Origin of the sequence: Streptomyces sp. NPDC048411, assembly GCF_040704695.1 — a bacterium.
Lineage (GTDB): Bacteria > Actinomycetota > Actinomycetes > Streptomycetales > Streptomycetaceae > Streptomyces.
Genome location: NZ_JBEZKL010000109.1, coordinates 1 through 24,838, shown reverse-complemented (window position 1 = coordinate 24,838; position 24,838 = coordinate 1). Strand labels below are relative to the sequence as shown.

The window sequence follows — 24,838 nt, the reverse complement described above, 5'->3', positions numbered from 1 at the left end:
CCCCGATACTGGGCGTATCGGGGCGAGCCCGACAACGCAGCGAGCGTGCGTGCCAGGCGTCGCCAGGCAGGCGGGACTTTCGAAACACGCCCTAGAAGACCAGCACCCCGCGCGCCACCCTTCCGTGGTGCGCGTCGTCCGCCGCCTTCGCGAATTCCTCCACCGGGTACGTCTGCGTAACCAGTTCGTCGAGCATGAGGCGGCCGGACCGGTACAGCTCCGCGTAGAGCGCGATGTCGCGCTGCGGGCGCGAGGAGCCGTACCGGCAGCCGAGGATCGACTTGTCCAGGTACATCGACGAGACCAGGAACGACGCCTCCGCCGTCGCCGCCGGGACGCCCAGCAGGATCGCCTGGCCGTGCCGGTCCAGCAGGTCGATCGCCTGCCGGATCAGTTCCGTACGGCCCACGCACTCGAAGGCGTGGTCGGCGCCGGTGGGCAGGATCTCGCGTACGCCCTCCGTCGACGTCAGGAAGTGCGTCGCGCCGAACTGCCGCGCCACCGCCTCCTTCGCCGGGTTGGTGTCCACCGCGACGATCGTCAGCGCGCCCGCGATCCGGGCGCCCTGGATCACATTGAGCCCGATGCCACCGGTGCCGATCACGACGACCGTGTCGCCGCGGTCGACCTTCGCCCGGTTGAGTACGGCTCCGACGCCCGTCACCACGCCGCAGCCCATCAGGGCCGCGGAGGCCGGCGGGATGTCCGCCGGGATCTTCACCGCCTGCACGGCCTTGACCAGGGTCCGTTCGGCGAACGCGGAGTTGGACGCGAACTGGTACAGGGGTGTGCCGCCCCGGGAGAACGGCTGCCCCGGCATCCCGATCGCCTTGCGGCACATCGTCGGCCGGCCCCGGTCGCACTGGGCGCACGCGCCACAGCTGGCCAGGGTGGAGAGCGCGACGTGGTCGCCGGGCACGACATGGACGACGCCCGCGCCGACCGCCTCCACCACGCCCGCGCCCTCGTGCCCGAGGACCACCGGCAGCGGGAACGGAATGGTTCCGTCGACGACCGACAGATCGCTGTGACACAGGCCCGCGGCGGCCACCGCGACCAGCACCTCGCCCGGGCCCGGGTCGCGTATCTCCAGGTCGTCGACGACCTCGGTCTGCTTGCCGTCGAAGACGACGCCTCTCATCTCGGCTCCCTCGGTAGGCCGAGCACCCGCTCGGCGATGATGTTCCGCTGGATCTCGTCCGAGCCGCCGTAGATGGTGTCGGACCGGGTGAACAGGAACAGGCGCTGTGCTTCGTCGAGTTCGTACGGGGAGGTGGGTGACCAGTCGTCCGGACCCACGGCTCCGGCGGCGCCCCTGATCTCCACGGCGAGTTCTCCGAGACGTCGGTGCCAGCCGCCCCAGAGCAGCTTGGCAACGCTGGGGGCGCCCGCGTCGCCCGAACCGCCCAGGGTGCGCAGGGCGTTCCAGCGCATGGTCTTGAGCTCCGCCCACTGACGGACGAGCCGCTCGCGCAGTACGGGGTCGGTGACCGCGCCGCTGTCGGCGGCGGCGCGGATGACGCGGTCCAGTTCGGCGGCGAAGCCGATCTGCTGGACGAGGGTGGAGACACCGCGCTCCAGGGCGAGGAGGCCCATGGCGACGGTCCAGCCGTTGCCCTCGCCGCCGACGAGCTCCTCGGCGAGCGCGCCGTCGAAGAAGACCTCGTTGAACTCGCTCGTGCCGGACATCTGGCGGATCGGCCGCACCTCGATACGGCCCGGCTGGTCCATCGGCACGAGCAGGAACGACAGTCCGTGGTGACGCTGTGAGCCGGCGGTGGTGCGGGCGAGGACGAAGCACCAGTCGGCGTCCCGTGCGAGCGAGGTCCAGATCTTCTGGCCGGTGACGGTGTGGCGGCCGGTGCCGTCGGGTTCGGCGGTGGTGCGTATGCCGGCGAGGTCGGAGCCGGCGCCGGGTTCGCTGTAGCCCTGGCACCAGAGCTCTTCGCCGCGGGCGACGGCGGGGAGGAAACGCCGCTGCTGTGCGTCGGTGCCGTACGCGAGGAGAGTGGGGGCGAGGAGGTTCTCGCCGATGTGGCCGACGCGGGCGGGGGCGTTGACACGGGCGTACTCCTCGGCCCAGACAACCTGCTGGGTGAGGGTGGCGTGCCGGTTTCCGTAGCCGGCTGCCCCGCGGTCCCAGCCGAGGCCGATCCAGCCGCCGCGGCCCAGCTCGCACTCCCAGGCGCGGCCGCCCTCGGCGGCGCAGGGCTGTGTGAGGTGCGCCTGCAGCCATGACCGGACCTCCTGGCGGAAGGCGTCGTCCGTTGCCTCGAACGCGAAGTCCACGTCCACTCCTCGGGTCGGGCGGATGGGTGGTTGTCGGTGCGGGCGGAAGATCAGGCCCCTCGGACCGTTGAGGAACGGGATCCGGCGGAGCCCTGGGGCGTGTTTCGAAAGGAGCGTCGTCCGCCCGTAGGGCGGGCCAGGCGGCGTCCGGAGCGTGCGTGCCAGACGTCGGGAGCCCGGCCAAGATCTTCAGTGCCCTCCTGGCAGGGGATCACGCATTGGGCCTCTCCCCGGCGGCCGCCGCGGCGGCGATCGCCTCCAGCTGAGCCAGCATCGGCATCGGGTCCACCCCCACCGTCCCCGGCAGGAAGTCGGCGATTCTCTCCGGGGTCCAGGCCCCCTCCGCGTACCCCGCCCGCAGCTCCCTCGGCTGGGCCCAGACAGCGATCTTGGGGCCCGCGATCGTGTACACCTGGCCGGTGATCTTCTCCTCGCGGGCCCGCTCGCTGAGCAGGTAGACGACGAGTGCGGCAACGTCCTCCGGCTCGCCGATCTCCTTCAGCTCCATCGGGACGTTCGCGGACATCCGGGTCCGGGCCACCGGGGCGACCGCGTTCGCCGTGACGCCGTACTTGTGCAGGCCGAGCGCCGCGCTGCGGACCAGCGAGATGATGCCGCCCTTCGCTGCGCTGTAGTTCGCCTGGGCGACGCTGCCCTGGTGGTTGCCGCTGGTGAAGCCGATCAGCGTGCCGCCCCCCTCCTGCTTCCGCATCACCGCCGAGGCCGCGCGGAAGACGGTGAAGGTGCCCTTGAGATGGGTGGCGACAACCGGGTCCCACTCCTCCTCGGACATGTTGAACAGCATCCGTTCGCGGAGGATCCCGGCCACGCACACGACCCCGTCGATCCGCCCGAACCGCGCCAGCGCCGTGTCCACGACGCGCCGGCCGCCCTCCATCGTGGAGATGTCGTCGGCGACCGCGACCGCCTCGCCGCCCGCGGCCTCGATCTCCTTGACGACGGACTCGGCTATCGCACTGGTCGGCTCGGCACCCTCGACGGAGACGCCGTAGTCGTTGACGACGACCCTGGCCCCCTCCGCCGCCGCGGCGATCGCGACGGCCCGCCCGATGCCACGGCCGGCACCGGTCACGGCCACCACCTTGCCTGCCAAGAAGTTCCCCATGCCCGGCCCCTTCCCGTGATTTCTGACGGACCGTTAGATTTTATGGGCAGTCGGCTCCGTCAGCACAAGACCCGGCGCCCCACCGATTCGAGGAGGCCCTCATGTCCCTGCCCGCCGAGTTCCACGAGATCGCCGAGCGCGTGAACAACTGGGGGCGCTGGGGCGCGGACGACGAGATCGGGACGCTCAACCTGATCACCGACGCGGTGGTGCGGGACGCGGCTGCCACCGTCCGCACGGGGCAGCGGATCCCTCTCGCGCTCCCGCTCCAGCAGGACGGTGTGCAGAGCGGACTGATTCCGGGGCGGGTCAACCCACTGCACGCCATGGTCCAGATCAACCAGGAGCTCTTCGGCCCGGGTACGGTCGCGACCAGCGACGACATCGTGACGCTCGGCCTGCAGGCGGCCACCCACTGGGACGCGCTCACGCACGCCTCGCACTCGGGGAGGATCTACAACGGCCGTCCCGCCGCCACCGTCACCGCGCACGGCGGCGCCGAGTTCAGCGGAATCGACAAGCCCCCGCACCTCGTCTCGCGCGGTGTCCTGTTGGACGTGGCACGCGCCCACGGTGTCGACCGGCTGCCCGGCGACCACGCCGTCACCCCGGAAGACCTCGACGCGGCGGAGGAGTTCGCCGGGATCCGGGTCCGGGCCGGGGACATCGTGCTCGTACGCACCGGGCAGGTCCAGGTGTACCTGGCCGGCGACAAGCACGCGTACGCCTATCCGTCACCCGGCCTGTCGATCCGGACGCCCGAGTGGTTCCGTGCCCGCGATGTCGCCGCAGTCGCCAATGACACGCTGACCTTCGAGATCTTCCCCGCGGAGATCGAGGACCTGTGGCTGGGCGTGCACGCGCTCGATCTGGTCGAGATGGGCATGCTGCAGGGCCAGAACTGGAATCTGGAGACGCTGTCCACAGCCTGTGCGGAGGAGAAGCGCTACGGCTTCCTGCTCTCCGCGATGCCGGAACCGTTCGTCGGCGCCACCGGCACACCGGTCGCCCCGGTCGCCGTTCTCTGACCGGCCACGGCCAGGAACGTTCCAGCGCATTCCGGCTTCTACGCGTGATGTGTGACGGCGCGCGACGGTTCGTACGGGCCGGTGCTCTGGGCGCCGATGCCCGGCACGCCCGGACCGTGCGCACCCGTCCGCATCTGCACCACCGGCGCGCCCCGGTCCACCTCGCACCAGATCCGCTTTCCGGCGCCCTCCAACTGCCAGCCCCAGCGGTCGGCGAGGCCGTCGACCAGCTCCAGGCCGCGGCCGCCGGTGTCCTCGCCCTGCGCGTGCCGCTGCTGCGGCGGGCGGCAGCTGGTGTCGGCCACCTCGACCCGTACGGTCCCGGCCGTCCCGGCCGCTCCCGTCGCGCCGAACAGCATGCGCAGCACGGCCGGACAGCCGGTGTGGACGACCGCGTTGGTGACCAGCTCCGAGATCAGCAGGATGAGCGTCTCGGCCAGCGGCTCGTCGTCTCTTATCCCGGAGCCGACCAGTCTCGACCGCGCCCATCTACGGGCCCGCCCGACCTCCGCGGGATCCGGACCGACCTCCAGCTGAACCTGAAGCACCTGCACCGCTCACACCATCCGAACCGGCGGACACATCGCCTCGCGCCTCCTCAGGGTCACGGAACGTGATTCCCTTGCGAGACAGCATGGTTGACGTACAGTCACCGCAACAAGCGCTTCGGGCATATTCCAGCGCGAAGGAGTACGCGTGGTGCATACTGTGCGACGCACGTCGCGGGGAGTCGAACAGCAGCGCACCGAAGCCGTGCGGAACGCTCCCCGGGCAGGCCCGGCGCTTCTGCGTGGAACGCGAGCAGGGCACCTCGTCCGGACCGGAGTCGCCGCACGGGCAACACCCGGATCGCCAGGTTCCAGAACCACTCGCATCCAACGGAGCGTACCCGAGCCGAGGGCAACTGCGGCCCGTGACGAATCACGCAAAGGACACAAGCCGGTATCGGCGCTTTCCGACTGCACCGGGTAACTCCGCAGCGTGAACCTCAGAGATCTCCCCCGTCACATGCGTGCACTCCGCACAGATCTGCCGCCAGGGCCTCCTCGGCCTCTGCCGCCGTCAGCCACTGACCGGCCCGCAGCCACGCCCGCTTGAGATGCAGATGAACGTCCGCCTCCCAGGTGAAGCCCATGCCGCCGTGCACCTGGAGGCAGTCCCGTGCGTTGCCGACGGCCGCCTCGTCGGCGAGCAGCTTGGCGCCCGCGATCTCGGCCGGGTCCGCGGTCACCGCTGCCGCGTACACCGCCGCACGGGCCACCTCGGCGCGCACCAGCATCTGGGCGCACAGGTGCTTGACCGCCTGGAAGGCGCCGATCGGCGATCCGAACTGCTCGCGTTCACGGGCGTGCCGGACGGCCATCTCAGTGGTCCGGGCGGCGCTGCCGAGCTGCTCGGCAGCGGTCAGCAGGGCGCCTTCGAGCCGGAACGGCGTCGCACCGGGCAGCGGGGCCCCGTGCTCGACGCCCGCCGTCACGCGGTGCAGGGGCGTGAGCGGGTCGAGTGACCGTACGGGACGCGCCGTCCGTACGAGCTCCCGCACGTCGTCCCCCGCCAGGACCCGCGCCGCCCCTCCCCCCAGGGCGATCAGCGCGTCCGCCGCTTTCAGATGGGCCACCGGCCGCCCCTCGTCCAGCACCGCGACCACCGCCCCGCCGTCCGCCGCCCCCTTCACCGCCCCCGCGGCGAGATGCGTGGCCGCCAGCGGTCCGGGCAGCAGCACCCGCCCCGCCTCCTCGAACAGGAGCACGGACTCGGGCAGCCCGAGCCCCACGCCGCCGTCCACCTCGGGCAGCCGCAGCGCGAAGAACCCGGCCGCGCCCAGCTCCCCCCACACCCCCCGGTCGACGGCCACGCCCGTGTCGAGCGCGGCCCGCATCCGGTCCCTGCCGAAGCGGCCGGCGAGCAGCTCCCGTATCCCTGCCCGCAGGGCCCGCTGGTCGTCCGAAAGCTGGAAGTCCACAGTCCGCTCAGCGCCCCTTCGGCAGGCCGAGGATCCGCTCGGCGACGATGTTCCGCTGGATCTGCGAGGTGCCCGCGGCGATCGTGTACGAGAGCGAGGTCAGCCGGTCCAGGACCCATTCCCGGTCCAGATCGGCCCCGTCCGCGCCGAGCACCTCCGCGGCCGCGTCGTACAGCTCCTGGCGGGCCTGCGAGTAGCGCAGCTTGAAGACCGAGCCGCCGGTGCCCGGGACGCCGCCGCTGCGCTGGGCCTCGCCGACGTTCCACTGGGTGAGCCGCCACAGCGCCCGGAATTCGGCGTTCAGCCTGCCGAGCGTCTTGCGCAGCACCGGGTCGTCCCAGCGGCCGCTGCGCCGCGCCTCGGCGGCCAGGGCGTTCAGGGTGCGGCGGCAGGCGACGACCTCGCCGACGAACGCCGTACCGCGTTCGAAGGAAAGGGTGACCATGGTGACCCGCCAGCCGTCGTTCTCCGCGCCGACCCGGTGGGAGACCGGCACCCGCACCTCGTCGAGGAACATCTCGGCGAACTCGGTGGATCCGGCGAGTGTGCGCAGCGGGCGGACGGTGACGCCGGGGGCGTCCATCCGCATCGCGAGCCAGCTGATCCCGCGATGCTTCGGGGCCGCCGGATCCGTCCGCACGAGGAGCTCGCACCAGTCGGCGACCTCCGCGTGCGAGGTCCAGATCTTCTGGCCGGTGACGACGTAGTGGTCGCCGTCCCGGACCGCCCGGGTCCGCAGCGAGGCCAGGTCGGAGCCCGCCTCCGGCTCGCTGAACCCCTGGCACCAGATCTCGTCGCCGCGCAGCACCGGCGGCAGCCAGCGGGCGCGCTGCCCGGCCGTGCCCTCGGCCGCGATCGTGGGACCCGCGTGCAGCAGCCCGACGAAGTTCGCGCCGACGTACGGCGCCCCGGCCCGCTCCGTCTCCTCCAGGAAGATCAGGTGCTGGGTGGGGGTGGCGCCCCGCCCGCCCGCGTCGACGGGCCAGTGCAGCCCCGCGTACCCGGCGTCGTACAGCATGCGCTGCCAAGCGGTGTCGTAGGCCCGCCGGCCCGGCCAGTCGTCGGGGCCGGGCTTCGCCGGCAGCCCGGGCAGCACCGCGGCGAGCCACTCCCGCAGCCGCGCCCGGAACTCCTGCTCCTCGTCCGTGTCCGCGAGATCCACTACCGGCCCCGGTCCCGGTCGAGATCCAGGTCCAGCATCCTGATCGCGTTTCCGCGCATCAGTTTGTAGACGGTCTCGTCGTCCAGTCCCTTGACGTGGTCGAGCGCGACCTCCTTCGTGTGCGGGAAGGTCGAGTCGACGTGCGGATAGTCGGTCTCGAAGGTGGCGTTGTCCCGCCCGACCACGTCGAGCGACGCGACCCCGTGCTTGTCGCGGAAGAAGCAGCAGAACATCTGCCGGTAGTAGTACGTCGACGGCGGTTCCGGGATCAGATCGCGCACCCCGCCCCAGGCCCGGTGCTCCTCCCACACGTCGTCGGCGCGCTCCAGGGCGTACGGGATCCAGCCCATCTGGCCCTCGCTGTAAGCCAGCTTCAGCTGCGGGAACTTCACCAGCACTCCGCTGAACAGGAAGTCCATCATCGAGGCCATCGCGTTGTTGAAGGAGAGCGAGGCCTGTACGGCGGGCGGGGCGTCCGGCGAGGCGGCGGGCATCTGCGAGCTGGACCCGATGTGCATGTTGACGACCGTGCCGGTCTCCTGGCAGACGGCGAAGAACGGATCCCAGTAGCCGCTGTGGATCGACGGCAGGCCGAGATGGGTGGGGATCTCGGAGAACGTCACGGCCCGCACCCCGCGGGCGGCGTTCCGCCTGATCTCGGCGACTGCCAGGCCGATGTCCCAGAGCGGGATGATGCAGAGCGGAATCAGCCGGCCGCCGCTGTCGCCGCACCACTCCTCCACCATCCAGTCGTTGTAGGCGCGCACACAGGCGAGCGCAACCTCCTTGTCCTTGGCCTCGGCGAAGGTCTGGCCGCAGAAGCGCGGGAAGGTGGGGAAGCAGAGCGACGCCTCGACGTGGTTGAGATCCATGTCCCTGAGGCGTTCGACGGGGTCCCAGCAGCCGCGCCGCATCTCGGCCCGGGTGATGCCCTCCAGCGACATGTCGTCGCGGTCGAAGCCGACGGCGGCGATGTTCCGCTTGTACGGGAACTTCAGGTCCTCGTAGATCCACCAGTCGGTCGGCGGCCCGTCCGGATCCATGGTGATGACGTACTTGCCACCCGTGTACGCCAGCTCGCCGATCCCGGCGGTCAGCGGCTGCGGGCCGCGGTCGCGGTACTTGGCGGGCAGCCAGGTCGAGAAGAGGTGCGGCGGTTCGATCACATGGTCGTCGACGCTGACGATCCGAGGCAGTTCCGTCATGGTGTCCCCTTCGGCGCACAAGGCATGTATCTGATGCCCCGTCAGATTTGACTCGGCTCTCAGGCTAGCCCCGCACCCCTGGACCGACAAGGCGCGGCGCTCTACGCTCTCCGCACCATCTGACTACCCGTCAGCTACGAGGGAGCGGGGAACGCAGTGAACGAGACCGCACACGCCCTGGGCACATCGGCCACCTTCTGGGAACTCATCGAGCGCCGCGCCGCGCTGACCCCGGACCGCCCCGTCCTCATCCAGGACGACCGCACCCTCACCTTCGGCGAGCTGCGCGACCGCTGCGAGCGGGTCGCGGCCGGCCTGTACGGGCTGGGGGTGCACCCCGGCAGCGTCGTCGCCTGGCAGCTGCCGACCCGCCTGGAGACGGCGCTGCTCTCCTTCGCCCTCACCCGGCTCGGGGCCGTGCAGTCGCCCGTCATCCCGTTCTACCGGGACCGCGAGGTGGGGTTCGCGCTGCGCGAGTCGAAGGCCTCCTTCTTCGCCGTGCCCGGCACCTGGCGCGGCTTCGACCACACCGCGATGGCGCACCGGATCGCCGCGGACCTCGAGCAGCCGCCGCAGGTCCTCGAGGCGTACGAGGACCTGCCGGACGGCGACCCCGCCGTGCTCCCGCCCCCTCCCGCGGACGGCACGGCGGTGCGCTGGATCTACTGGACGTCGGGGACCACTTCCGACCCGAAGGGCGTCCTGCACACCGACCGCAGCCTGATCGCGGGCGGCTCGTGCCTGGCCCACGCACTGCAACTGTCGGCCGACGACATCGGCTCGATGGCGTTCCCGTTCGCCCATATCGCCGGGCCCGACTACACCGTGATGCTGCTGCTGTACGGATTCCCCGCGGTCCTGTTCGAGCACTTCGCGATGGACGGGGCGCTGGACGGCTACCGGCGCCACGGGGTGACGGTCGCGGGCGGCTCGACCGCCTTCTACTCCATGTTCCTGACCGAACAGCGCAAGGACCCGACCCGCAAAGTGGTCCCCACGCTGCGGCTGCTGGCGGGCGGCGGCGCGCCGAAACCGCCGGAGATCTACCACGCGGTCGTACGGGAGATGGGGATCCAGCTCACCCACGGCTACGGCATGACCGAGGTTCCCATGATCACGATGGGCGCCCCCGACGACACGGGGGAGCACCTCGCCGAGACGGAGGGGCGGCCGCCCGAGGGCATGGAGATACGGATCACCGACGAGGACGGCAAGCCGCTGCCGTACGGGACGGACGGCGAGGTACGGCTCCGCGGGGAAGCCGTCTGCCAGGGCTATCTGAACGCGGCCCGGGACGCCTTCGACGCGGACGGCTTCCTCGTCACCGGCGATGTCGGCCATCTCCTGGAGAGCGGCCATCTGGTCCTCACCGGGCGGCTCAAGGACATCATCATCCGCAAGGGCGAGAACATCTCCGCCAAGGAGATCGAGGACCTGCTCCACTGCCACCCCGGGGTCGCCGACGCGGCCGTGATCGGACTGCCGGACGAGGAGCGCGGGGAACGTGTCTGCGCGGTCGTCGAGCAGCCGGCCGGGGCGGCGGCGCTCACGCTGGCGGAGCTGGCCGGGTATCTGCGCACGGAGGGGCTCGCGGTGCACAAGCTGCCGGAGCAGCTGGAGGTGGTGGACGCGCTGCCGCGCAACGAGACGTTGCGGAAGGTGCTCAAGTACAGGCTGCGGGAGCGGTTCTCCTGACGGAAAACGGGTCGCCGCCGCTCACCGCCTGCCAGGGCCCGGGGGCATGGACCGTGTTTTCGGCCGCCTCGCCGAGGCGGTCGCGGCCCTGCGAGGGTGAGGCCGGGTGCGGTCTCGGCGAGGAGACCGCCGCCGGCCCGGTCGGCGGCGCGCTTACGGCCTCCCCCGCGACAGGGAGTGGATCGGCGAGCGGCGTCATGCGGCTTCGACGGCACGGCGGAGGACGGAGTCGACGCGGAGCCTCGGTGACCGACGACAACACCGGAGGGGGCCCTCCCTGCTCGAGCGAAGCCGAGAGTTTGGGGGAGGAGTCGCAGGGCGACGGGAGCCCGCTCCCTGTCGCGGGGGAGGCTGTTACGCGTCCGGCTCGATCACCGTGAAATAGACGGCGAACGCGGCAACCGCCTCGTCCTCGGCGACCTTGCCGTCGTGGTCCGTGTCCAGGCTCCGCGCGGCCAGTCCCGCCGACTCCTCGCTCGCGCCCAGGACCTTCAGCGCCCGCTCCACGGCGGGCACCGAGGCCGCGCCGTCGTCGTCGTTGTCCGCCACGGCAATCGCCGCGCGCAGGAACGGGCGGGCGATCTCCGCGAAGCGCTCGGGGTTGTCGCGCAGCCGTTTCACGGCCCCGCCCACGAACTCCTCACGGGTGACACGCTGGTCCCCGTCGACATCGGCGATGCCCGCCATGCCCTGCCAGAACGCCTCGGCCCCGGTGTAGAGCGCCTGCCCCTTGTCGCAGCGGGCCGTCGTACCGAATTCGGCGAGCAGACGGGCCGCGGCGGCGTTGAAATCCGCGCGATCGATGTATCCGTTGCCGTCCTGGTCGAAGGCGGCGAAGCGGAAGGCGATCTTGCGCTCATATTCTGCGCTGTCCATGCGGGGAGCGTACGTCGCCTGCGGGCATCACGTGTCACGTACGCGCGCCACCGGTATGACAACCTGGTCTTAACGCCAGGTGGCGGGATGGTTTCAGGCCGAAAGCGGCCGGGCTCCGTCGTCGACGGCCGCGTCCCAGTCGGGGTAGACATCGAACAGACGTCGCACGCCGAGGGCGGCGAGCACTCGGTTGACGTGAGAGCCCTCTTCCGCGCCGCGGGCCGGCAGGATCAGCCGCAGCCGCCCGCCGCAGGAGCGCATCAGACGGCGGGCCGCGATCAGCACGCCGACGCCACTCGAATCGCAGAACAGCACCTCGGAGAGGTCAAGCACCACGTCGTGACGTCCGACGGCGACCGCGTCATGGACGGACTGGCGGACCGCGGGCGACGTCAGCAGGTCCAGTTCGCCGCGTATGTGCAGCACGGTCCATACACCCTGCTCGGTCTCGGCCACTTTCAGAGTCACTCGACTGGGCCTCTCGTTCCGGGGAATCCGACGATCCGGAAGAATCCGTTCCTCCTCGCGGCTGCCCCGGCCGCACACCCATGAAACACCGACCCGCAGAAGTAGACACAGACGGGTTTCAGGCAGAAGTGATCACTTCGGGTCCGATTCCAACATCCCGGGACGTCGCATTCCCTACCGTCCAGGGCGCTCTCAGGGGCGCACTTGCCGCAAAAACGCCTGCGGGGCGAGTGCCGCCGACTACATTCGATGGGACGAGGGGGACAGGGCTGGGGGTCCTATGGCGAAAGACGCACCGCCCCGCTGGGACCGCAAGATGCAGCAACGGCTGGCACGCGGCGAGGCGGCGGCCCTCGGCGAGCTCTACGACCGTTTCGCCCCACTCGTCCACAGCCAGGCCCACCGAATGCTCGACGACGAGTCGGCCGCCGACCTGGTGACCCGCGAGGTCTTCGGGTACGTGTGGGAGAACCCCGACGCGTACGACCCCAAGCAGGGTTCGATGCGGTCCTGGGTGGCCCGGCTCACCCACCGCCAGTCCGTGCGGCGCCTGCGTGCCGCGGAACCGTCCCCGTTCGCGCGGGGCGAGGACGGCAGCGAGGACAGCGAACACAGCAGGGGTGAGGACACCGCGGCCCGGCAGGAGCTGGAGGAGCGGGTGCTGCGCGCCACGGCCGCAGCCCGCGCCGACTACATCGTCGCCTCCATGCCCGCACCACTGCGGGCCGCACTGGAGCTCGCGTACATCCAGCGCAGGGACTACCGGCAGACCGCGGCCGACCTCGGGGTGACCGCGGACGAGGCCCGCCGCCGGCTGCGGCTCGGGCTGCAGCTGCTCGCCACCGCCGGCACCCGCCCGGTCGAGGGGTCCGAGCCGCCCGGATACGGACGGATGCTGTGACCGGCGACGACGACGCGAGCATGCGCGACGACGAGATGCGGGGCGCGCGGCGCATACCGGGACCGCGGGCGGCGGCGGACGACTTCGACCTCGGCGCCGTACCGATGGCGCCCGGGCCCACGACACGTGAACCGGCGGCACGCGAACCGGAACCGGAGTCTCCGGCGGCGCCACCACAGCCGGCTGCCCCGGTGCTTCCCCACGGCGTGCTCAAGGCCCTTCTCGGCGCCTGGGCGCTGGCCGCCTGCTCCGCCGAGGAGACCGAGGCGGTCGAGGCGCACCTCACCGGGTGCGCCGCCTGCGCGGACGAAGCGCTGCGGCTGCGCGACGCGGTCGGTCTGCTGCACACCGACCGCAGCCTGGACCTCGACCCGCTGCTGCGCGCCCGGGTGCTCGAAGGCTGTCTGAGCCGCCGTCCGGCCAAGATCCCGGTACCGGGCTGGGCCGTTCCGTACGACGCGGAGACCGCCCGCCTCGATGCGCTCCTCCGCGACATCGGCAGCTCGGAATGGCATGCACCGGTGCGGCTGAGGTGGTTCGAGGGTGAGCGACCGGTCAACCGCAAGACGACGGTCGCCGGGGTGATCGGCCATCTGATGACCGTCGACGGGCTGGTCAGCACCGCCCTCGGCCTGGACGATCCGGCCGTCGGCGGACGTGGCGGGAGCGATACCGCCGCGGTCTCCGAGCTCCCGCTCTCCCCCGCCCCGCGCACCGAGACGTACTGGTCGGCGGCCCGACGACCGCCCACCCAAGCCGTCCGCGAGCCCTGGCGCGACCAGAGCCACGCCCTCATCCGTACGGTGTCGTTCGCCGGCCGCGCGGTCGCCGAGCTGTCCGTCTCGTACGGGGACTTCGCCCTCCCGCTGCAAGACGCCCTGCTGGACCGGGCCTTCGAGTGCTGGGTGCACGGCGGTGACATCGCGGACGCGGTGGACTATCCGTACGTGGCCCCGTCCGCCGCCCATCTCCACCGGATGATCGACCTGGCGGCCCGGCTCCTGCCGGCCGCCCTCGCCGGACGCCGCCGGGCCGGGCTCGCGCCGCCCGCCCGGCATCTGGTGACGGCCGGTTCGCCGGGCCGTTCACTCCATCTGGAGATCGAGGGCTCGGGCGGCGGCCACTGGTACATCGCCCTGGACTCCCCGGCCGCGCTCGGCTCGCCCGACCACGCGGTCGCGCAGGTGGCGCTGGACAGCACGGAGTTCTGCCGGCTGATCGCGGGCCATGTGTCGCCCGTCGACGCGGCGGCCGGGCAGGAAGGCGACCGCGAGGCGATCCGCGACGTGCTCTTCGCCGCGGCGTCGCTCAGCCGGCTCTAGGGCGTGTTTCGAAAAGTAGCGTCGCCAGGCAGGCGGGACTTTCGAAACACGCCCTAGGAGGGTGCTGAAGGGTCTTCCGCGCTACGCGAAGATCACCGTGCGGCGCCCGTTGAGCAGGATGCGTCGCTCCGCGTGCCACTTCACCGCGCGCGCCAGTGCCTGGCACTCCACATCGCGCCCGATCGCGACCAGCTCGTCCGGCGTAACGCCGTGGCCGACCCGCTCGACCTCCTGCTCGATGATCGGTCCCTCGTCGAGGTCGGCGGTCACGTAGTGCGCCGTCGCACCGATCAGCTTCACACCGCGGGCATGCGCCTGGTGGTACGGCTTCGCGCCCTTGAAGCTCGGCAGGAAGGAGTGGTGGATGTTGATGATCCGGCCGCTGAGTTCCTTGCACAGATCGTCGGAGAGGACCTGCATGTAGCGGGCGAGGACGACCAGCTCGACGTTCTCCTCGCGGACCAGCTGCAGCAGCTGTGCCTCCGCCTCCGCCTTGGTCTCCTTGGTCACCGGGATGTGCCGGAAGGGCACGTCGTACGAGGCGGCGAGCTCGGCGAAGTCCGTGTGGTTGGAGACGACCGCCGCGATGTCGATCGGCAGCGCGCCGATGCTGGAACGAAACAGCAGGTCGTTGAGGCAGTGGCCGAACTTGCTGACCATCAGCACGACCCGCATCCGCTCCGAGGACCGGTGGATCTGCCAGTCCATCCGGAACGAGTCCCCGATGGCGGCGAAACTGGCCCGCAGCTTCTCCACGGTCACCGAGGCGTCCGCCGAGAAGTGGACCCGCATGAAGAACAGACCCGTGTCGTGGTCACCGAACTGCTGGCTGTCCTCGATATTGCAGCCGGTCATGAAGAGATAACTCGACACGGCGTGCACGATGCCTTGTTTGTCCGGGCACGAGAGGGTGAGGACGTACTGCTCGGGGGTGGTCTCAGCAGGCTGCGGCGCGGTCATGTCCGTAGCGTGCCACACCGTCCCTGATTCAGGCGGTCCTGGTCATGATGCGGAGCACGTCCAGGGAGCGCGGCGGGGTGTCGGGGTCCTCGCCGTCGTTCGTGGCGAGCAGCACGTGCGCCTCACGGGCGGCCCGTACGCCTTCCGGCCAGCCGTGGTGCTCCAGATAGGCGGAGACGGGGGCGTCGGCGCCGACCTGGTGCATGATGCGCAGCACCCGCAGCACGGCGACGTCGACGAGGGCCGCCTCGCTGGAGTCGCGGAAGACCGTGCCGACGTATTTCTCGGCGGACCAGTTGTCCAGCCAGGTGTCCTCGACCAGGCGGTACACGGCGTCGGTGACATCGCCGTACCCCTCCCGGCCGGCCAGCCAGCACTCGTGGTGGAAGACGGGGTCGGAGAGCATGTGCAGCGCCGAGCGCACGTTGCTGCGCCAGCGCCACCAAGGAACGTCATTGAGCGGCATGCCGCCCATGGTGGAGGAGCGACGGCCGCGACGGGAAGTGTTCTCCGAACCTTGCTGCACGGTTGTCGATCGTACGTTCCCTCCTTCCGGGCTCGCACCGCCCCCTGTAATTCACCTGGACGTCACCGAGCGTTGAACGGAGCACACATTGGCGTTACCCAAGGCGCGGAAATGTCCATGTCCATGACCGGATGGCGACGCCTCACTTCCTCCCGCCCCTACACACTCCTCACATGTACGGCGGCGGCCGGGGCATTGCTGATCACCGGCTGCGGTGCGCTCCCTGGGGCCTCGGGGGACTCCAGGGAGCCCGTCACCGTCATGACCTGGGCGCCCGACGGCTCCAACGGTCCGGATACGGAGAACATGGCGGGCATGACGGCCATGGCCCTCGCCTATGCCCGCTGGGTGAACAACAACGGCGGGCTCGACGGGCACAAGCTGCGCGTCGTCACCTGCAACGAGGACAACACGTCGACCGGCGCGGGGGACTGCGCCCGGCGGGCGGTCGCGGAGAAGGCGGTCGCGGTCGTCGGCTCGTACAGTCCGGAGGGCTACTCCTTCATGGGGCCGCTGGAGGCCGCCGGGATCCCGTACATCGGCGGCTACGGGGCCTCCGCCGAGGAGTTCACCAGCTACAACTCGTACCCCGTCAACGGCGGCCAGCCGGCGCTTCTGGCAGGCAACGCCAAGCAGCTCGCCCGCAGTTGTGAGCGGGTCTCCCTGGTGCGCCCCGACACGCAAGGCGGCGACGGCCAGGCGTGGCTCTTCAGCACCGGCCTGAAGGAGGAGAAGAAGCAGCCCGCGTCCACCGACATCCGGGCGGCGGAGGCGGCCACGTCCTACGACCAGGCGGCCGAGCAGGCGCTGGAAGGGGCGGGGCAGTCCGACGGGTGCGTGACGGCGGTGCTCGGGGAACGCACGGAGACGTTCTTCGACTCCTTCCGCCGTCTCAAACCAGCGGACGGGTCCGTGCGGATCTCGTCGGTCCTCGGCAGCGTCGGCCAACCACTGATCAACAGCACCGGCGGGCGGAACAGCCCGTTCGAGGGGGCCTACGTCACCGGCTGGTACCCCGAATCGGGGGATGCCCGCTGGGACGAGATGCGCTCCGTGATCCGGAAGCACGCGTTCAACGACAACCGGATCGACCCGGACGACACGGGTGTCCAGACGACGTGGATCGCGTACACGGTACTGAAGGAGATCGTGACGGCGATCAACGCCCCGGACATCACCGGCAGCAAGATCACGACCGCCCTCAACAGAGGCACCGAGGTCGACACCGGTGGCCTCACGCCGGTGCTGCGGTGGCGGTTCGAGGACGTGCTGGGCTCGTCGGCGTATCCGCGGATCGTGAACCGGAAGGTGACGTTCCAAGTGGTGCGGAAGGGGCGGCTGGTGGCCGAGAGGAAGGGGTTCGTGGACGTCACGAACACGCTGTCGGAGGCCAGCGCGAAGGGCTGAGCACCCGCAAGCCCCTCCGGCGGTCGAGGAGCGGCGCATCCCCCGTGCCGACGCACGGGGGATGCGGACGCACGGGGGGGCGGACGCGCCGCGTGCGTGCGCACCGAGGGGTACGGGGGTGCTGTCCCAGCGCTGGGCAGCACCCCCGCACCGCCGTCAGAGCTCCGTCGGCGCCCGCCGCGTCAACCCGTACTTCGCCGCGATCGAGTTCCACAGCCCCGACGCCTGCGCCTTCGCCTTGCTCGCCTCACCGCTCGCCCGGTCGGCCTGGCCCTTCTCGGGCGTCGAGCGGGCCTGCCCGTGCTTGCAGACCTTCTTGCCGTTCTTGGCCTGCGCGGCCCATGCCGCGTAGTGGTCGTCGGCGGAGGCCGACGACTGCCACGCCTTCGTGAGCGCCGCGGTCAGCTGCGCGTTGTTCGGCAGCTTGTCGACGGTCAGCCCCTGCAGCCGCGTCACGAGGTCACGGCGCTGCTTGGCCGCGCCCTGCAGATCAGTGACCGCCTGGTCCAGGTCGGTGCAGGACCTGGTCTTCCCGACGGCCCCGATGACCGCCGCACGGCTGCTGTTGCTGTCCGCGAGCAGCTTGTCGAGCGCCTCGGCCTGCGCCTTCGCCGGGTCGGCCGCCGCCTGCGTGGAGGGCTTCGCAGCGGGCGAACTCGCCGCGGCCACCGGCTGCTTGCTGTCCGTGCCCTTGTCGTCGCCGCCGCTCATCAGCGCACCAGCGCCCAGCCCGACGACGGCGCAGCCGACGACGACCGCGGCGATCAGCGGGACGTGCGACGGCTTCTTGCGCTGCCCGGCCCGGCCCTGCGACGGCTCGCCGTGCGGCGGTCGGTAGGCCGGCGCGGGCTGCTGGTGCGACTGGGTGGCGCCCTGGTACGGCGCCTGTCCCGGGTCGAACCGGGGCATCTGCTGCGTGGAGGCCGTCGGCTCCTCGGTGCGGAACAGGTTGTCGAACTCGGAGGGGGGCTGCCGCTCACCGGGCGTCTCCGGGCTGATGCCGTACGGGGCACCACCGGGCACCGGCGGAATGTACTGGGTCGCGTCGGCGTCGGAGGCCGATGCGGGCGGCTGCGCGTGGGCGATGAACTGGGTCGCCTCCGCGGCACTCTCGGCCGCCACCGGCGCGATGAACTGGGTCGCCTCCGCAGCACTCCCGGCCGGCACCGGCGCGATGAACTGCGTGGCATCCGCGTCGCCGCCCATGCCCGCACCCGTGCCCGTTCCCGGTACGGCCTCCGGGGGGAGCGGCTGGACGTACGGCTGAGGCTGGGACTGTGCGTACGGCTGGGGCTGGGACTGTGCGTACGGCTGGGGTTGGGCGTACGGCTGAGGCTGGGACTGTGCGTACGGCTGGGGTTGCGCGTACGGCTGAGGCTGCTCGGCCGGCAGGGCCGGGCCCTGCTGCCCGTACGCCTGCCCCTGGTCGTACGGCGCGTACTGGCCCTGCGGCGACACGTCCTGCTGCGGCGCCTGCGGCCCCCAGGGCTGACCCCATGGCTGTCCGCCCGCCGGAGCGGACTGGTCGGCCGGTCCGCCCGGTAGCCAGGGCTCACCGCCACCTGCGGGCAGCACGACACCTTCGTGCGTGGGCCGTACAGCAGGGAGCTGCTGCTCGTCACCCTGTCCGCTCTGCGTCACCGGGGCTCCTACGTGTAAACCTACGGGATCGTCGGCTCACGCTATCGGGTGACAGCCGCTCTCCGCCAAGCGCCCGATATCACTCATAGCCTCTTCACAGGGGCAGTAACACGCCGGGCCCTGACGACACAGTTAACGGGCGCCCCGAAAGGATCCCCGATCAGACGCCGGTCAGGCCGCCTGGAGCTCCAGCCGCGCCCCGAACTCCCGGACCGCCGGCTCGTCGCCGTACGGGACCAGCCGCTGCTGGAGATCGTCCAGGTACTCCGCGCCCCGGCTCGATCGCACCGTCCCCAGCAGCTCCATCGCCCGCGTCCCCGTATGACACGCCTGCTCCACCTCGCGCAGCTGCACCTGCGCCGTGGCGAGCAGCACCAGACCGATGCCCCGGCGCCGGGCCCGGGACTCCGGGAGAGCGGCCAGGGACTCCGTCGCCCGGCGCGCGGCCGCCTCCGCCTGGCCGAGATCGCGGTGACAGTGCGCCAGCTCGTCGGCGAGATAGGCGGAGTCGAAGTGCGCGATCCATGACGGGTCGCCACCGGTGTCCGGCTCAGCGCGTTCCAGCGCCGTCAGGGCCCGGCCCGCCACCGCCTGGCAGGTCCGGACATCGCCGAGCAACGCGTGCCCGCGCGCCTCCGCCGCGTAGAACATCGCCTCCGCGCGTGGGGTGACCCGCCCGCGCGCCCCCTCCTGCGCGGCCCGTGCCAGCTGCGCGATCTCCCGCGGGTTGCCGAGCTGTGCGGCGAGATGGCTCATCGAAGCGGCCAGCACATAGCCGCCGTACGCCCGGTCGCCCGCCGCCTGGGCCAGCCGCAGAGCCTGGATGTAGTACCGCTGGGCGAGCCCCGGCTGCCCCGTGTCCACCGCCATGTACCCGGCGAGTTCGGTGAGCCGCGCGACCGCTGCGAACAGCTGCCGCCCGACCGTTTCGCGGTAGGCCCCCGAGAGCAGCCCGGAGACCACGCTGTTGAGGTAGTGCACCAGGACCGGCCGCACATGTCCGCTGCCGAACCGGTGGTCGAGGTCGACCAGCGCCGCCGTCATCGCCCGCACCGCCTCCACGTCCGACATCCCGACCCGCGCCCCAGCCGCGCGCGCCACCTGCGGGTCGGCGCCGGTGATCAGCCAGTCCCTGCTGGGCTCGACCAGCGCCGAGGACCCGACCGCCGAACCGGACAGGACGTCGCGGCGTCCGACATCGCTGCGCCACAGCTCGCAGACCTGCTCGATCGCACCGATCACGGTCGGCGCGAACTGCAGGCCGACGCCGGACGCCGGATTCTTGCCGTTGGCCATCCCGATCTCGTCGATCGTGACCGTACGGCCGAGCTTGCGGCCGAGCGCCTCGGCGATGGTTCCCGGTGCCCTGCCACGCGGTTGCTGTCCGCGCAGCCAGCGGGCCACGGAGGTCTTGTCGTAACGGAGGTCGAGGCCGCGCTCCGCGCCGGCCATGTTGACTCGGCGGGCGAGGCCCGCATTGGAACATCCGGCTTCCTGGATGAGCGCCTGGAGCCGTTCGTTCGGCTGGCGTGCGACGAGAGGCCTGGCTGCCATATTTCCCCCTGAGGCCGCAGTGATCAGTGAATGGATCACTGCCCGGCATATGCCCAAGAAATGCGCACATACATCGTGTTGGTGTTTTCCATGGCGTTCACGGTATTCACGTCATTCATGGCGCTTATCTTTTCGTTGTTCAGGTTCGGTACGTATTCGGCATGGGGGAACTGTTCCGGATTCCCCACATGTGGCTACCCGTCCCTCGACATGCCGCCTCATGCGCGCCCCCGCCCATGCATCCATGCGCCCCATGTGCGGGGCCGATGTGCCGTGCCCGCGTTCGCCACGCCCGTAACCCCAGGTGATCGCGGAAGTTGTGATGTTCGTGGAAGAGCCCATCGGAGTCACGGAAACCGCGCAGGTCCCCCAACAACGACGTGAGCAACTGCTCGACGCCGCCGTGCGCTATGCGGAGGAGCGGCACTGGGAGGTGTTCCCCGGCACCTGGCTCCAGGTCGTGGAAGGGACGGAACGGTGCTCATGCGAAGAAGCCCGCTGCGCCGCCCCCGGAGCCCACCCCACCCGGCCCGACTGGGCGAGCCGATCGACCGGCAGTGGCGCCGCGGCCCGCCGGATGTGGTCCCAGCAGCCCGGGGCGTCGGTACTGCTGCCCACCGGGCGCACCTTCGACGCGATCGACGTGCCGGAGTCCGCCGGCTTCCTGGCGCTGGCCCGGATGGAGCGGATGAACCTGCCGCTCGGCCCCGTCACCTGCACCCCCGACCGCCGGATGCTCTTCTTCGTACTCCCCGGCGCGGCGGCCAAGATGGACGATCTCGTACGGAGGCTGGGCTGGAGCGCCATCGCGATCGGTCTGCTCGGCCGCGGTGAGGGCCACTACGTGGCGGCCCCGCCGACCAGGATCGGCGGGCGGGGTGCGGTGCAGTGGGTGCGCCGGCCCACTCCCGCCAACCGCTGGCTGCCCGACGCCGGAGAAGTCATCGGCCCGCTCGCCTACGCCTGCGGACGGGACGCAGCCGACGCCCGCGCACGCCTTTCGTAGTCTGGTCCTTTCACACGGGGACATCGAAGGCAGGAGCACCATGTCGGACCGGAACACGGCGGGATCGCACGCGGCGGTGGAGGCGGGCGGGGCGCGAACGGCGCCGCCCGCCGTTCGCGTACAGGGCCTGTGGAAGCGGTTCGGGGAACAGGTCGCGGTCGCCGGGATCGATCTGGAGCTGCCCGCAGGCAAGTTCATCGGCCTGGTCGGACCCAATGGCGCGGGCAAGACGACCACGCTGTCGATGGTGACCGGGCTGCTCCGTCCCGACCACGGCACGGTCGAGGTCGGCGGGCACGACGTCTGGCGGGACCCGGTCGAGGTGAAAGCCAGGATCGGCGTCCTGCCGGAGGGGCTGCGGCTCTTCGAACGTCTCTCGGGACGCGAACTCCTCGCGTACATCGGACGGTTGCGCGGGCTGCCAGGCGCCGAGGTCGACAAGCGGGCCAACCAGCTGCTGGACGTGCTCGACCTGGCGGGCTCCGGGAACAAGCTGGTCGTCGACTACTCGACCGGCATGCGGAAGAAGATCGGGCTCGCCGCGGCGCTGCTGCACAACCCCGACGTACTGTTTCTGGACGAGCCGTTCGAGGGCGTCGACCCCGTCTCGGCGCAGACCATCCGGGGGGTCCTGGAGCGGTACACCCGCTCGGGGGCGACCGTCGTCTTCTCCAGCCATGTGATGGAGCTCGTCGAGTCGTTGTGCGACTGGGTGGCCGTCATGGCGGGCGGCACGATCCGGGCGCAGGGCACCCTCGCCGAGGTGCGCGGCGACGCGACGTCGCTGCAGAACGCGTTCCTCGAACTCGTCGGCGCGGGCGGCCGGGACAACGGCGACTCCCTCGACTGGCTGGGCGGCGCCCGATGAGCATGCTCGACACACCCGTCACCTCCGCCGCCAGCCCCGCCGCCGGCGGCGAACGGCTCGTCAGCGTCTTCGTACGGCTCAAGCTGACGCTGCTGCGCAACGGGCTGCGGCAGTCCTCCGGCAGACGGGTCGCGTACCTCTCGTCCGTCGTCCTCGCCCTGCTGTTCGCCGCGGGCCAGATCGTCGCGCTGACCGCACTGCGCGGCCATGCCCACGCGGGTTCCCTGACGGTCCTGCTGACCGGGGTGCTGGCGCTCGGCTGGGCGGTGATGCCGCTCTTCTTCCCCAGCGGCGACGAAACCCTCGACCCGAGCCGGCTCGTGATGCTGCCGCTGCGGCCGCGCCCGCTGGTCGGGGCGCTGCTGGTGGCATCGCTCGTCGGCATCGGACCGCTGTTCACGCTCTGCCTGGCGGCCGGTTCGGCGTTCGCGGTGGCGCACGGGGCGGCGGCCGTGGTGTGCGCGGTGGTCGCCGTGCCGCTGACACTGGTGGTGTGCGTCGCCCTGGCGCGGGCCGTCGCCACGGCCAACACCCGGCTGCTGAGCTCCCGCAAGGGCCGCGATCTGGCGCTTCTCAGCGGACTCGTGGTCGCGGTCGGCATCCAGGTCGTCAACTTCGGTGCACAGCGGCTCGGCCGGTCCGGTGGGCTGGCCGCGCTCGACCCGGCGGCGGAGGTGGTGCGCTGGCTGCCACCCGCCTCGGCGATCGGCGCGGTGGACTCGGCGGCGCAGGGGTCGTACGGGCGGGCCGTGGCGCAACTGCTGCTCTCCGTCGCGGCGCTGGGTGCGTTGGTGTGGCTCTGGCAGCGGAGTCTGGTGAAGCTGATGACCGCCCCGGACGGTTCCACCCTGGCCGCCGCCGGAGCGGCCCGAGAGAAGTCCGGCAGGGGCGGCTCCCGGCTCTCCGCACTGCTGCCCGAGGGGCGCACGGGGACGGTGATACGGCGCAGTCTGCGGTACGTGGCACGGGACCCGAAGACCAAGGCCGCCTGGGTGACGGCGCTCGCCATCGGGCTGATCGTGCCGTTGCTCAACGCGGTGCAGGGCACCGGCTCGGTCTACTTCGCCTGCTTCGCCGCCGGGATGCTCGGCATCCAGATGTACAACCAGTTCGGGCAGGACACCTCCGCGTTCTGGATGGTGGCGCTGACGATCTCCTCCACCCGGGACGCCTACCTCGAACTGCGGGGGCGGGCGGCGGCGTTGCTGGTGATCACTCTCCCGTACACGGTGCTGGTGACCGTGGTGACGGCGGCGGTGCTCGGCGACTGGGAGAAGCTGCCGAGCGCCATAGGGCTGTCGCTCGCCCTGCTGGGCGCGATGCTGGCGACGGGGGCACTGGCATCGGCCAACTTCCCGTACTCGATCCCCCAGGACAGCGGGTTCAAGAACGTGGCACCGGGGCAGGCCGGGCTCGCCTGGATCTCGATCTTCGGCGGCATGGTCTCGGCGGCGCTGCTGTGCGCGCCGGTGATCGTGGCGACGATCTGGCTGCATCTCGTCGACGCGGAGGACTGGTTGTGGGTGCTGCTGCCCGTCGGCAGCGCGTACGGGGCGCTGGTCGCCTGGGCGGGCCTGCGGCTGGCCGCACCGCGCACGGCGAACCGGCTGCCCGAGATCCTGGCGGCGGTCAGCAAGGGGTGACGCGAGCCGGGTCGGGCCGCTCCGTCACGGGGAGACGGGCTCGCGGTCGTTCCGCGGGTCCTCGGCGAACTCCTCCAGGAACGGTTCGACCGCGGCGCGCCAGCCCTCCGGCTGGTCGTAGTGGACGAGATGGCCGGCGTCCGCCACCTCCGCGTACTGTCCGCTCGGCAGTACGCGGACCATCTCCTGGGCCTCCGCCCGGCCCAGCTCGCCGTCCAGGCCGCGGAGCACCAGCGCCGGGCACCGGACTTGCGCCAGCTCCTCCCAGTGCGCGTCGTACACCCATGTCGCGCGGGACTGGAGCATCTGGCGGCGGGAGAAGACGGGACGCCAGCCGTCGGCGCGCTCGGCCATCACCTCGGCGAAGAAGTCGCCGCGGGCCGGGTTCGGCCGCTCCACCCAGGGGTCGTCCTCGCCGAACCACTTCCGCACGTCGGAGAGTGTCGCGAACGGCACCGGCCAGGACGTGAACCAGTCCTCCCACTCCCGCTGCGAGGCCGCGCCGAGCGCGGAGGCCCGCATGTCGCAGATGACCAGGGCCCGGACCAGATCGGGGCGCTTCGCGGCGAGCTGCCAGGCGGTGAGGGCGCCCATCGAATGGCCGACGACGGTGACGGGGGCCAGGCCGAGCTGCTCGATCGCCGCCTCGGCATCGGCGACGTACGCCTCACGGGTGTACGGGCCCTCGGCGGGTTTCTCGCTGCGGCCGTGCCCCCGCTGGTCGAGCCCGACCGCCCGGTGCCGCTCGGCGAGCCAGCGGGTGGTGGAGGCCCAGTGGGAGGCCCGGCCCATCAGTCCGTGAAGCAGTAAGACCCCGGGGACGCGTTCGCCCTCCGTGCGCTCCTTGGGCGGATCCGCGAACTCCCAGGCCGCGAGGCGTACGCCGTCGGATCCGGTTACATCGATGCGCCGCACCATGTGTCCTGGCACCCCCTTCTGGTCCTCGACAACCGCTCGATCGCCGTGTGGTCGTGTCACGCCAGACTATCGAACCTGTATTCGAAAATCGGTGTTCGGCGTGCAACACCCCTCGTTCGAGTGACCCCTGCCAAGGATTGACATCGGCCGCTGAGGGGAGATCTTCTCCGGGAGGCGGACCACTCGGGGATGAGGGTCCGTGGGGACCGACCTTGAGAGCTCGGGCACCTCCCGTCCGGCAGCCGTTGCACACCGGTGGCAGCACCGATCTCCGGGTTCA

General features: G+C 71.3%; 23 protein-coding genes. 8 read left to right on the top strand and 15 right to left on the bottom strand.

Annotated features, from left to right (window positions below):
* Positions 1-91: 91 nt before the first annotated feature.
* The 3 genes from AB0915_RS29255 to AB0915_RS29245 form a co-directional block, all read right to left on the bottom strand.
* Complete coding sequence (locus AB0915_RS29255) at positions 92-1,141, bottom strand: Zn-dependent alcohol dehydrogenase (protein ID WP_366693933.1); 1,050 nt, start codon at positions 1,139-1,141, stop codon at positions 92-94.
* Positions 1,138-2,289 (bottom strand): acyl-CoA dehydrogenase family protein, encoded by a 1,152-nt coding sequence (locus tag AB0915_RS29250; protein WP_366693932.1) that lies wholly within the window; start codon positions 2,287-2,289, stop codon positions 1,138-1,140. Before AB0915_RS29250 ends, AB0915_RS29255 begins: the two co-directional genes overlap by 4 nt.
* A 211-nt stretch (positions 2,290-2,500) precedes the next feature.
* The gene (locus tag AB0915_RS29245; protein ID WP_366693931.1) at positions 2,501-3,415 is read right to left on the bottom strand and encodes an SDR family oxidoreductase; all 915 of its coding nucleotides are present in this window, start codon (positions 3,413-3,415) and stop codon (positions 2,501-2,503) included.
* 101 nt (positions 3,416-3,516) lie between these two features.
* On the opposite strand from AB0915_RS29245, the gene AB0915_RS29240 reads away from it, so the two are divergent.
* Positions 3,517-4,443, top strand: coding sequence for a cyclase family protein (locus AB0915_RS29240; RefSeq protein WP_366693930.1), 927 nt, complete (start codon positions 3,517-3,519; stop codon positions 4,441-4,443).
* A gap of 38 nt (positions 4,444-4,481) precedes the next feature.
* Here the strand turns inward: AB0915_RS29240 and AB0915_RS29235 are convergent, their stop codons facing one another.
* The 4 genes from AB0915_RS29235 to AB0915_RS29220 form a co-directional block, all read right to left on the bottom strand.
* Positions 4,482-4,997 (bottom strand): ATP-binding protein, encoded by a 516-nt coding sequence (locus AB0915_RS29235; protein ID WP_366693929.1) that lies wholly within the window; start codon positions 4,995-4,997, stop codon positions 4,482-4,484.
* A 434-nt stretch (positions 4,998-5,431) separates the two neighbouring features.
* Positions 5,432-6,406: an acyl-CoA dehydrogenase family protein gene (locus AB0915_RS29230; protein WP_366693928.1), complete on the bottom strand. Its 975-nt coding sequence runs from the start codon at positions 6,404-6,406 to the stop codon at positions 5,432-5,434.
* A 7-nt stretch (positions 6,407-6,413) separates the two neighbouring features.
* The gene (locus tag AB0915_RS29225; RefSeq protein ID WP_366693927.1) at positions 6,414-7,568 is read right to left on the bottom strand and encodes an acyl-CoA dehydrogenase; all 1,155 of its coding nucleotides are present in this window, start codon (positions 7,566-7,568) and stop codon (positions 6,414-6,416) included.
* Positions 7,568-8,773 carry an amidohydrolase family protein gene (locus AB0915_RS29220; RefSeq protein ID WP_366693926.1) on the bottom strand — a complete coding sequence of 402 codons (1,206 nt, stop codon included), beginning with the start codon at positions 8,771-8,773 and terminating at the stop codon, positions 7,568-7,570. Before AB0915_RS29220 ends, AB0915_RS29225 begins: the two co-directional genes overlap by 1 nt.
* Positions 8,774-8,929: 156 nt before the next feature.
* On the opposite strand from AB0915_RS29220, the gene AB0915_RS29215 reads away from it, so the two are divergent.
* Positions 8,930-10,468: an AMP-binding protein gene (locus AB0915_RS29215; protein ID WP_366693925.1), complete on the top strand. Its 1,539-nt coding sequence runs from the start codon at positions 8,930-8,932 to the stop codon at positions 10,466-10,468.
* 354 nt (positions 10,469-10,822) lie between these two features.
* Here AB0915_RS29215 and AB0915_RS29210 read toward each other — a convergent pair whose 3' ends face one another.
* Positions 10,823-11,344, bottom strand: coding sequence for an EF-hand domain-containing protein (locus tag AB0915_RS29210; protein ID WP_366693924.1), 522 nt, complete (start codon positions 11,342-11,344; stop codon positions 10,823-10,825).
* Positions 11,345-11,437: 93 nt separating this feature from the next.
* Positions 11,438-11,812 carry an STAS domain-containing protein gene (locus tag AB0915_RS29205; protein ID WP_366693923.1) on the bottom strand — a complete coding sequence of 125 codons (375 nt, stop codon included), beginning with the start codon at positions 11,810-11,812 and terminating at the stop codon, positions 11,438-11,440.
* 280 nt (positions 11,813-12,092) lie between these two features.
* On the opposite strand from AB0915_RS29205, the gene AB0915_RS29200 reads away from it, so the two are divergent.
* Entirely contained in the window at positions 12,093-12,713 is a 621-nt protein-coding gene (locus AB0915_RS29200) for a sigma-70 family RNA polymerase sigma factor (RefSeq protein WP_366693922.1), read from the top strand.
* Positions 12,714-12,748: 35 nt separating this feature from the next.
* Positions 12,749-14,035: a zf-HC2 domain-containing protein gene (locus AB0915_RS29195; protein ID WP_366693937.1), complete on the top strand. Its 1,287-nt coding sequence runs from the start codon at positions 12,749-12,751 to the stop codon at positions 14,033-14,035.
* Between the two features lie 81 nt (positions 14,036-14,116).
* Here the strand turns inward: AB0915_RS29195 and purU are convergent, their stop codons facing one another.
* Positions 14,117-14,995 carry a formyltetrahydrofolate deformylase gene (gene purU, locus AB0915_RS29190; RefSeq protein ID WP_366693921.1) on the bottom strand — a complete coding sequence of 293 codons (879 nt, stop codon included), beginning with the start codon at positions 14,993-14,995 and terminating at the stop codon, positions 14,117-14,119.
* 28 nt (positions 14,996-15,023) lie between these two features.
* Positions 15,024-15,470, bottom strand: a complete 447-nt coding sequence (locus tag AB0915_RS29185) for a hypothetical protein (RefSeq protein WP_366693936.1) — start codon at positions 15,468-15,470, stop codon at positions 15,024-15,026.
* A 174-nt stretch (positions 15,471-15,644) separates the two neighbouring features.
* Here AB0915_RS29185 and AB0915_RS29180 point away from each other — a divergent pair, with 174 nt between their 5' ends.
* Complete coding sequence (locus AB0915_RS29180; protein WP_366693935.1) at positions 15,645-16,928, top strand: ABC transporter substrate-binding protein; 1,284 nt, start codon at positions 15,645-15,647, stop codon at positions 16,926-16,928.
* A gap of 156 nt (positions 16,929-17,084) precedes the next feature.
* Here AB0915_RS29180 and AB0915_RS29175 read toward each other — a convergent pair whose 3' ends face one another.
* From AB0915_RS29175 to AB0915_RS29165, 3 genes are all read right to left on the bottom strand, one after another.
* Positions 17,085-18,569, bottom strand: a complete 1,485-nt coding sequence (locus AB0915_RS29175; protein WP_366693920.1) for a hypothetical protein — start codon at positions 18,567-18,569, stop codon at positions 17,085-17,087.
* Positions 18,570-18,740: 171 nt separating this feature from the next.
* Positions 18,741-20,123: a transcriptional regulator gene (locus AB0915_RS29170; protein WP_366693919.1), complete on the bottom strand. Its 1,383-nt coding sequence runs from the start codon at positions 20,121-20,123 to the stop codon at positions 18,741-18,743.
* 35 nt (positions 20,124-20,158) lie between these two features.
* The gene (locus AB0915_RS29165) at positions 20,159-20,311 is read right to left on the bottom strand and encodes a hypothetical protein (RefSeq protein WP_366693918.1); all 153 of its coding nucleotides are present in this window, start codon (positions 20,309-20,311) and stop codon (positions 20,159-20,161) included.
* A 131-nt stretch (positions 20,312-20,442) separates the two neighbouring features.
* Between AB0915_RS29165 and AB0915_RS29160 the strand changes: the two genes are divergently transcribed.
* Genes AB0915_RS29160 through AB0915_RS29150 form a run of 3 tightly spaced genes read left to right on the top strand, consistent with a single transcriptional unit; the run spans position 20,443 to position 23,640 of the window.
* On the top strand, positions 20,443-21,129 hold the full coding sequence (locus AB0915_RS29160) for a bifunctional DNA primase/polymerase (protein ID WP_366693934.1): 687 nt from the start codon (positions 20,443-20,445) through the stop codon (positions 21,127-21,129).
* A gap of 40 nt (positions 21,130-21,169) precedes the next feature.
* A complete protein-coding gene (locus tag AB0915_RS29155) occupies positions 21,170-21,997 on the top strand; it encodes an ABC transporter ATP-binding protein (protein WP_366693917.1) in 828 nt (275 codons plus the stop codon).
* On the top strand, positions 21,994-23,640 hold the full coding sequence (locus AB0915_RS29150; RefSeq protein ID WP_366693916.1) for a transporter: 1,647 nt from the start codon (positions 21,994-21,996) through the stop codon (positions 23,638-23,640). The genes AB0915_RS29155 and AB0915_RS29150 overlap by 4 nt, the downstream gene beginning before the upstream one ends.
* Positions 23,641-23,664: 24 nt before the next feature.
* On the opposite strand, the gene AB0915_RS29145 is transcribed toward AB0915_RS29150, so the two are convergent.
* Entirely contained in the window at positions 23,665-24,558 is an 894-nt protein-coding gene (locus AB0915_RS29145) for an alpha/beta hydrolase (protein ID WP_366693915.1), read from the bottom strand.
* Positions 24,559-24,838 lie beyond the last annotated feature (280 nt).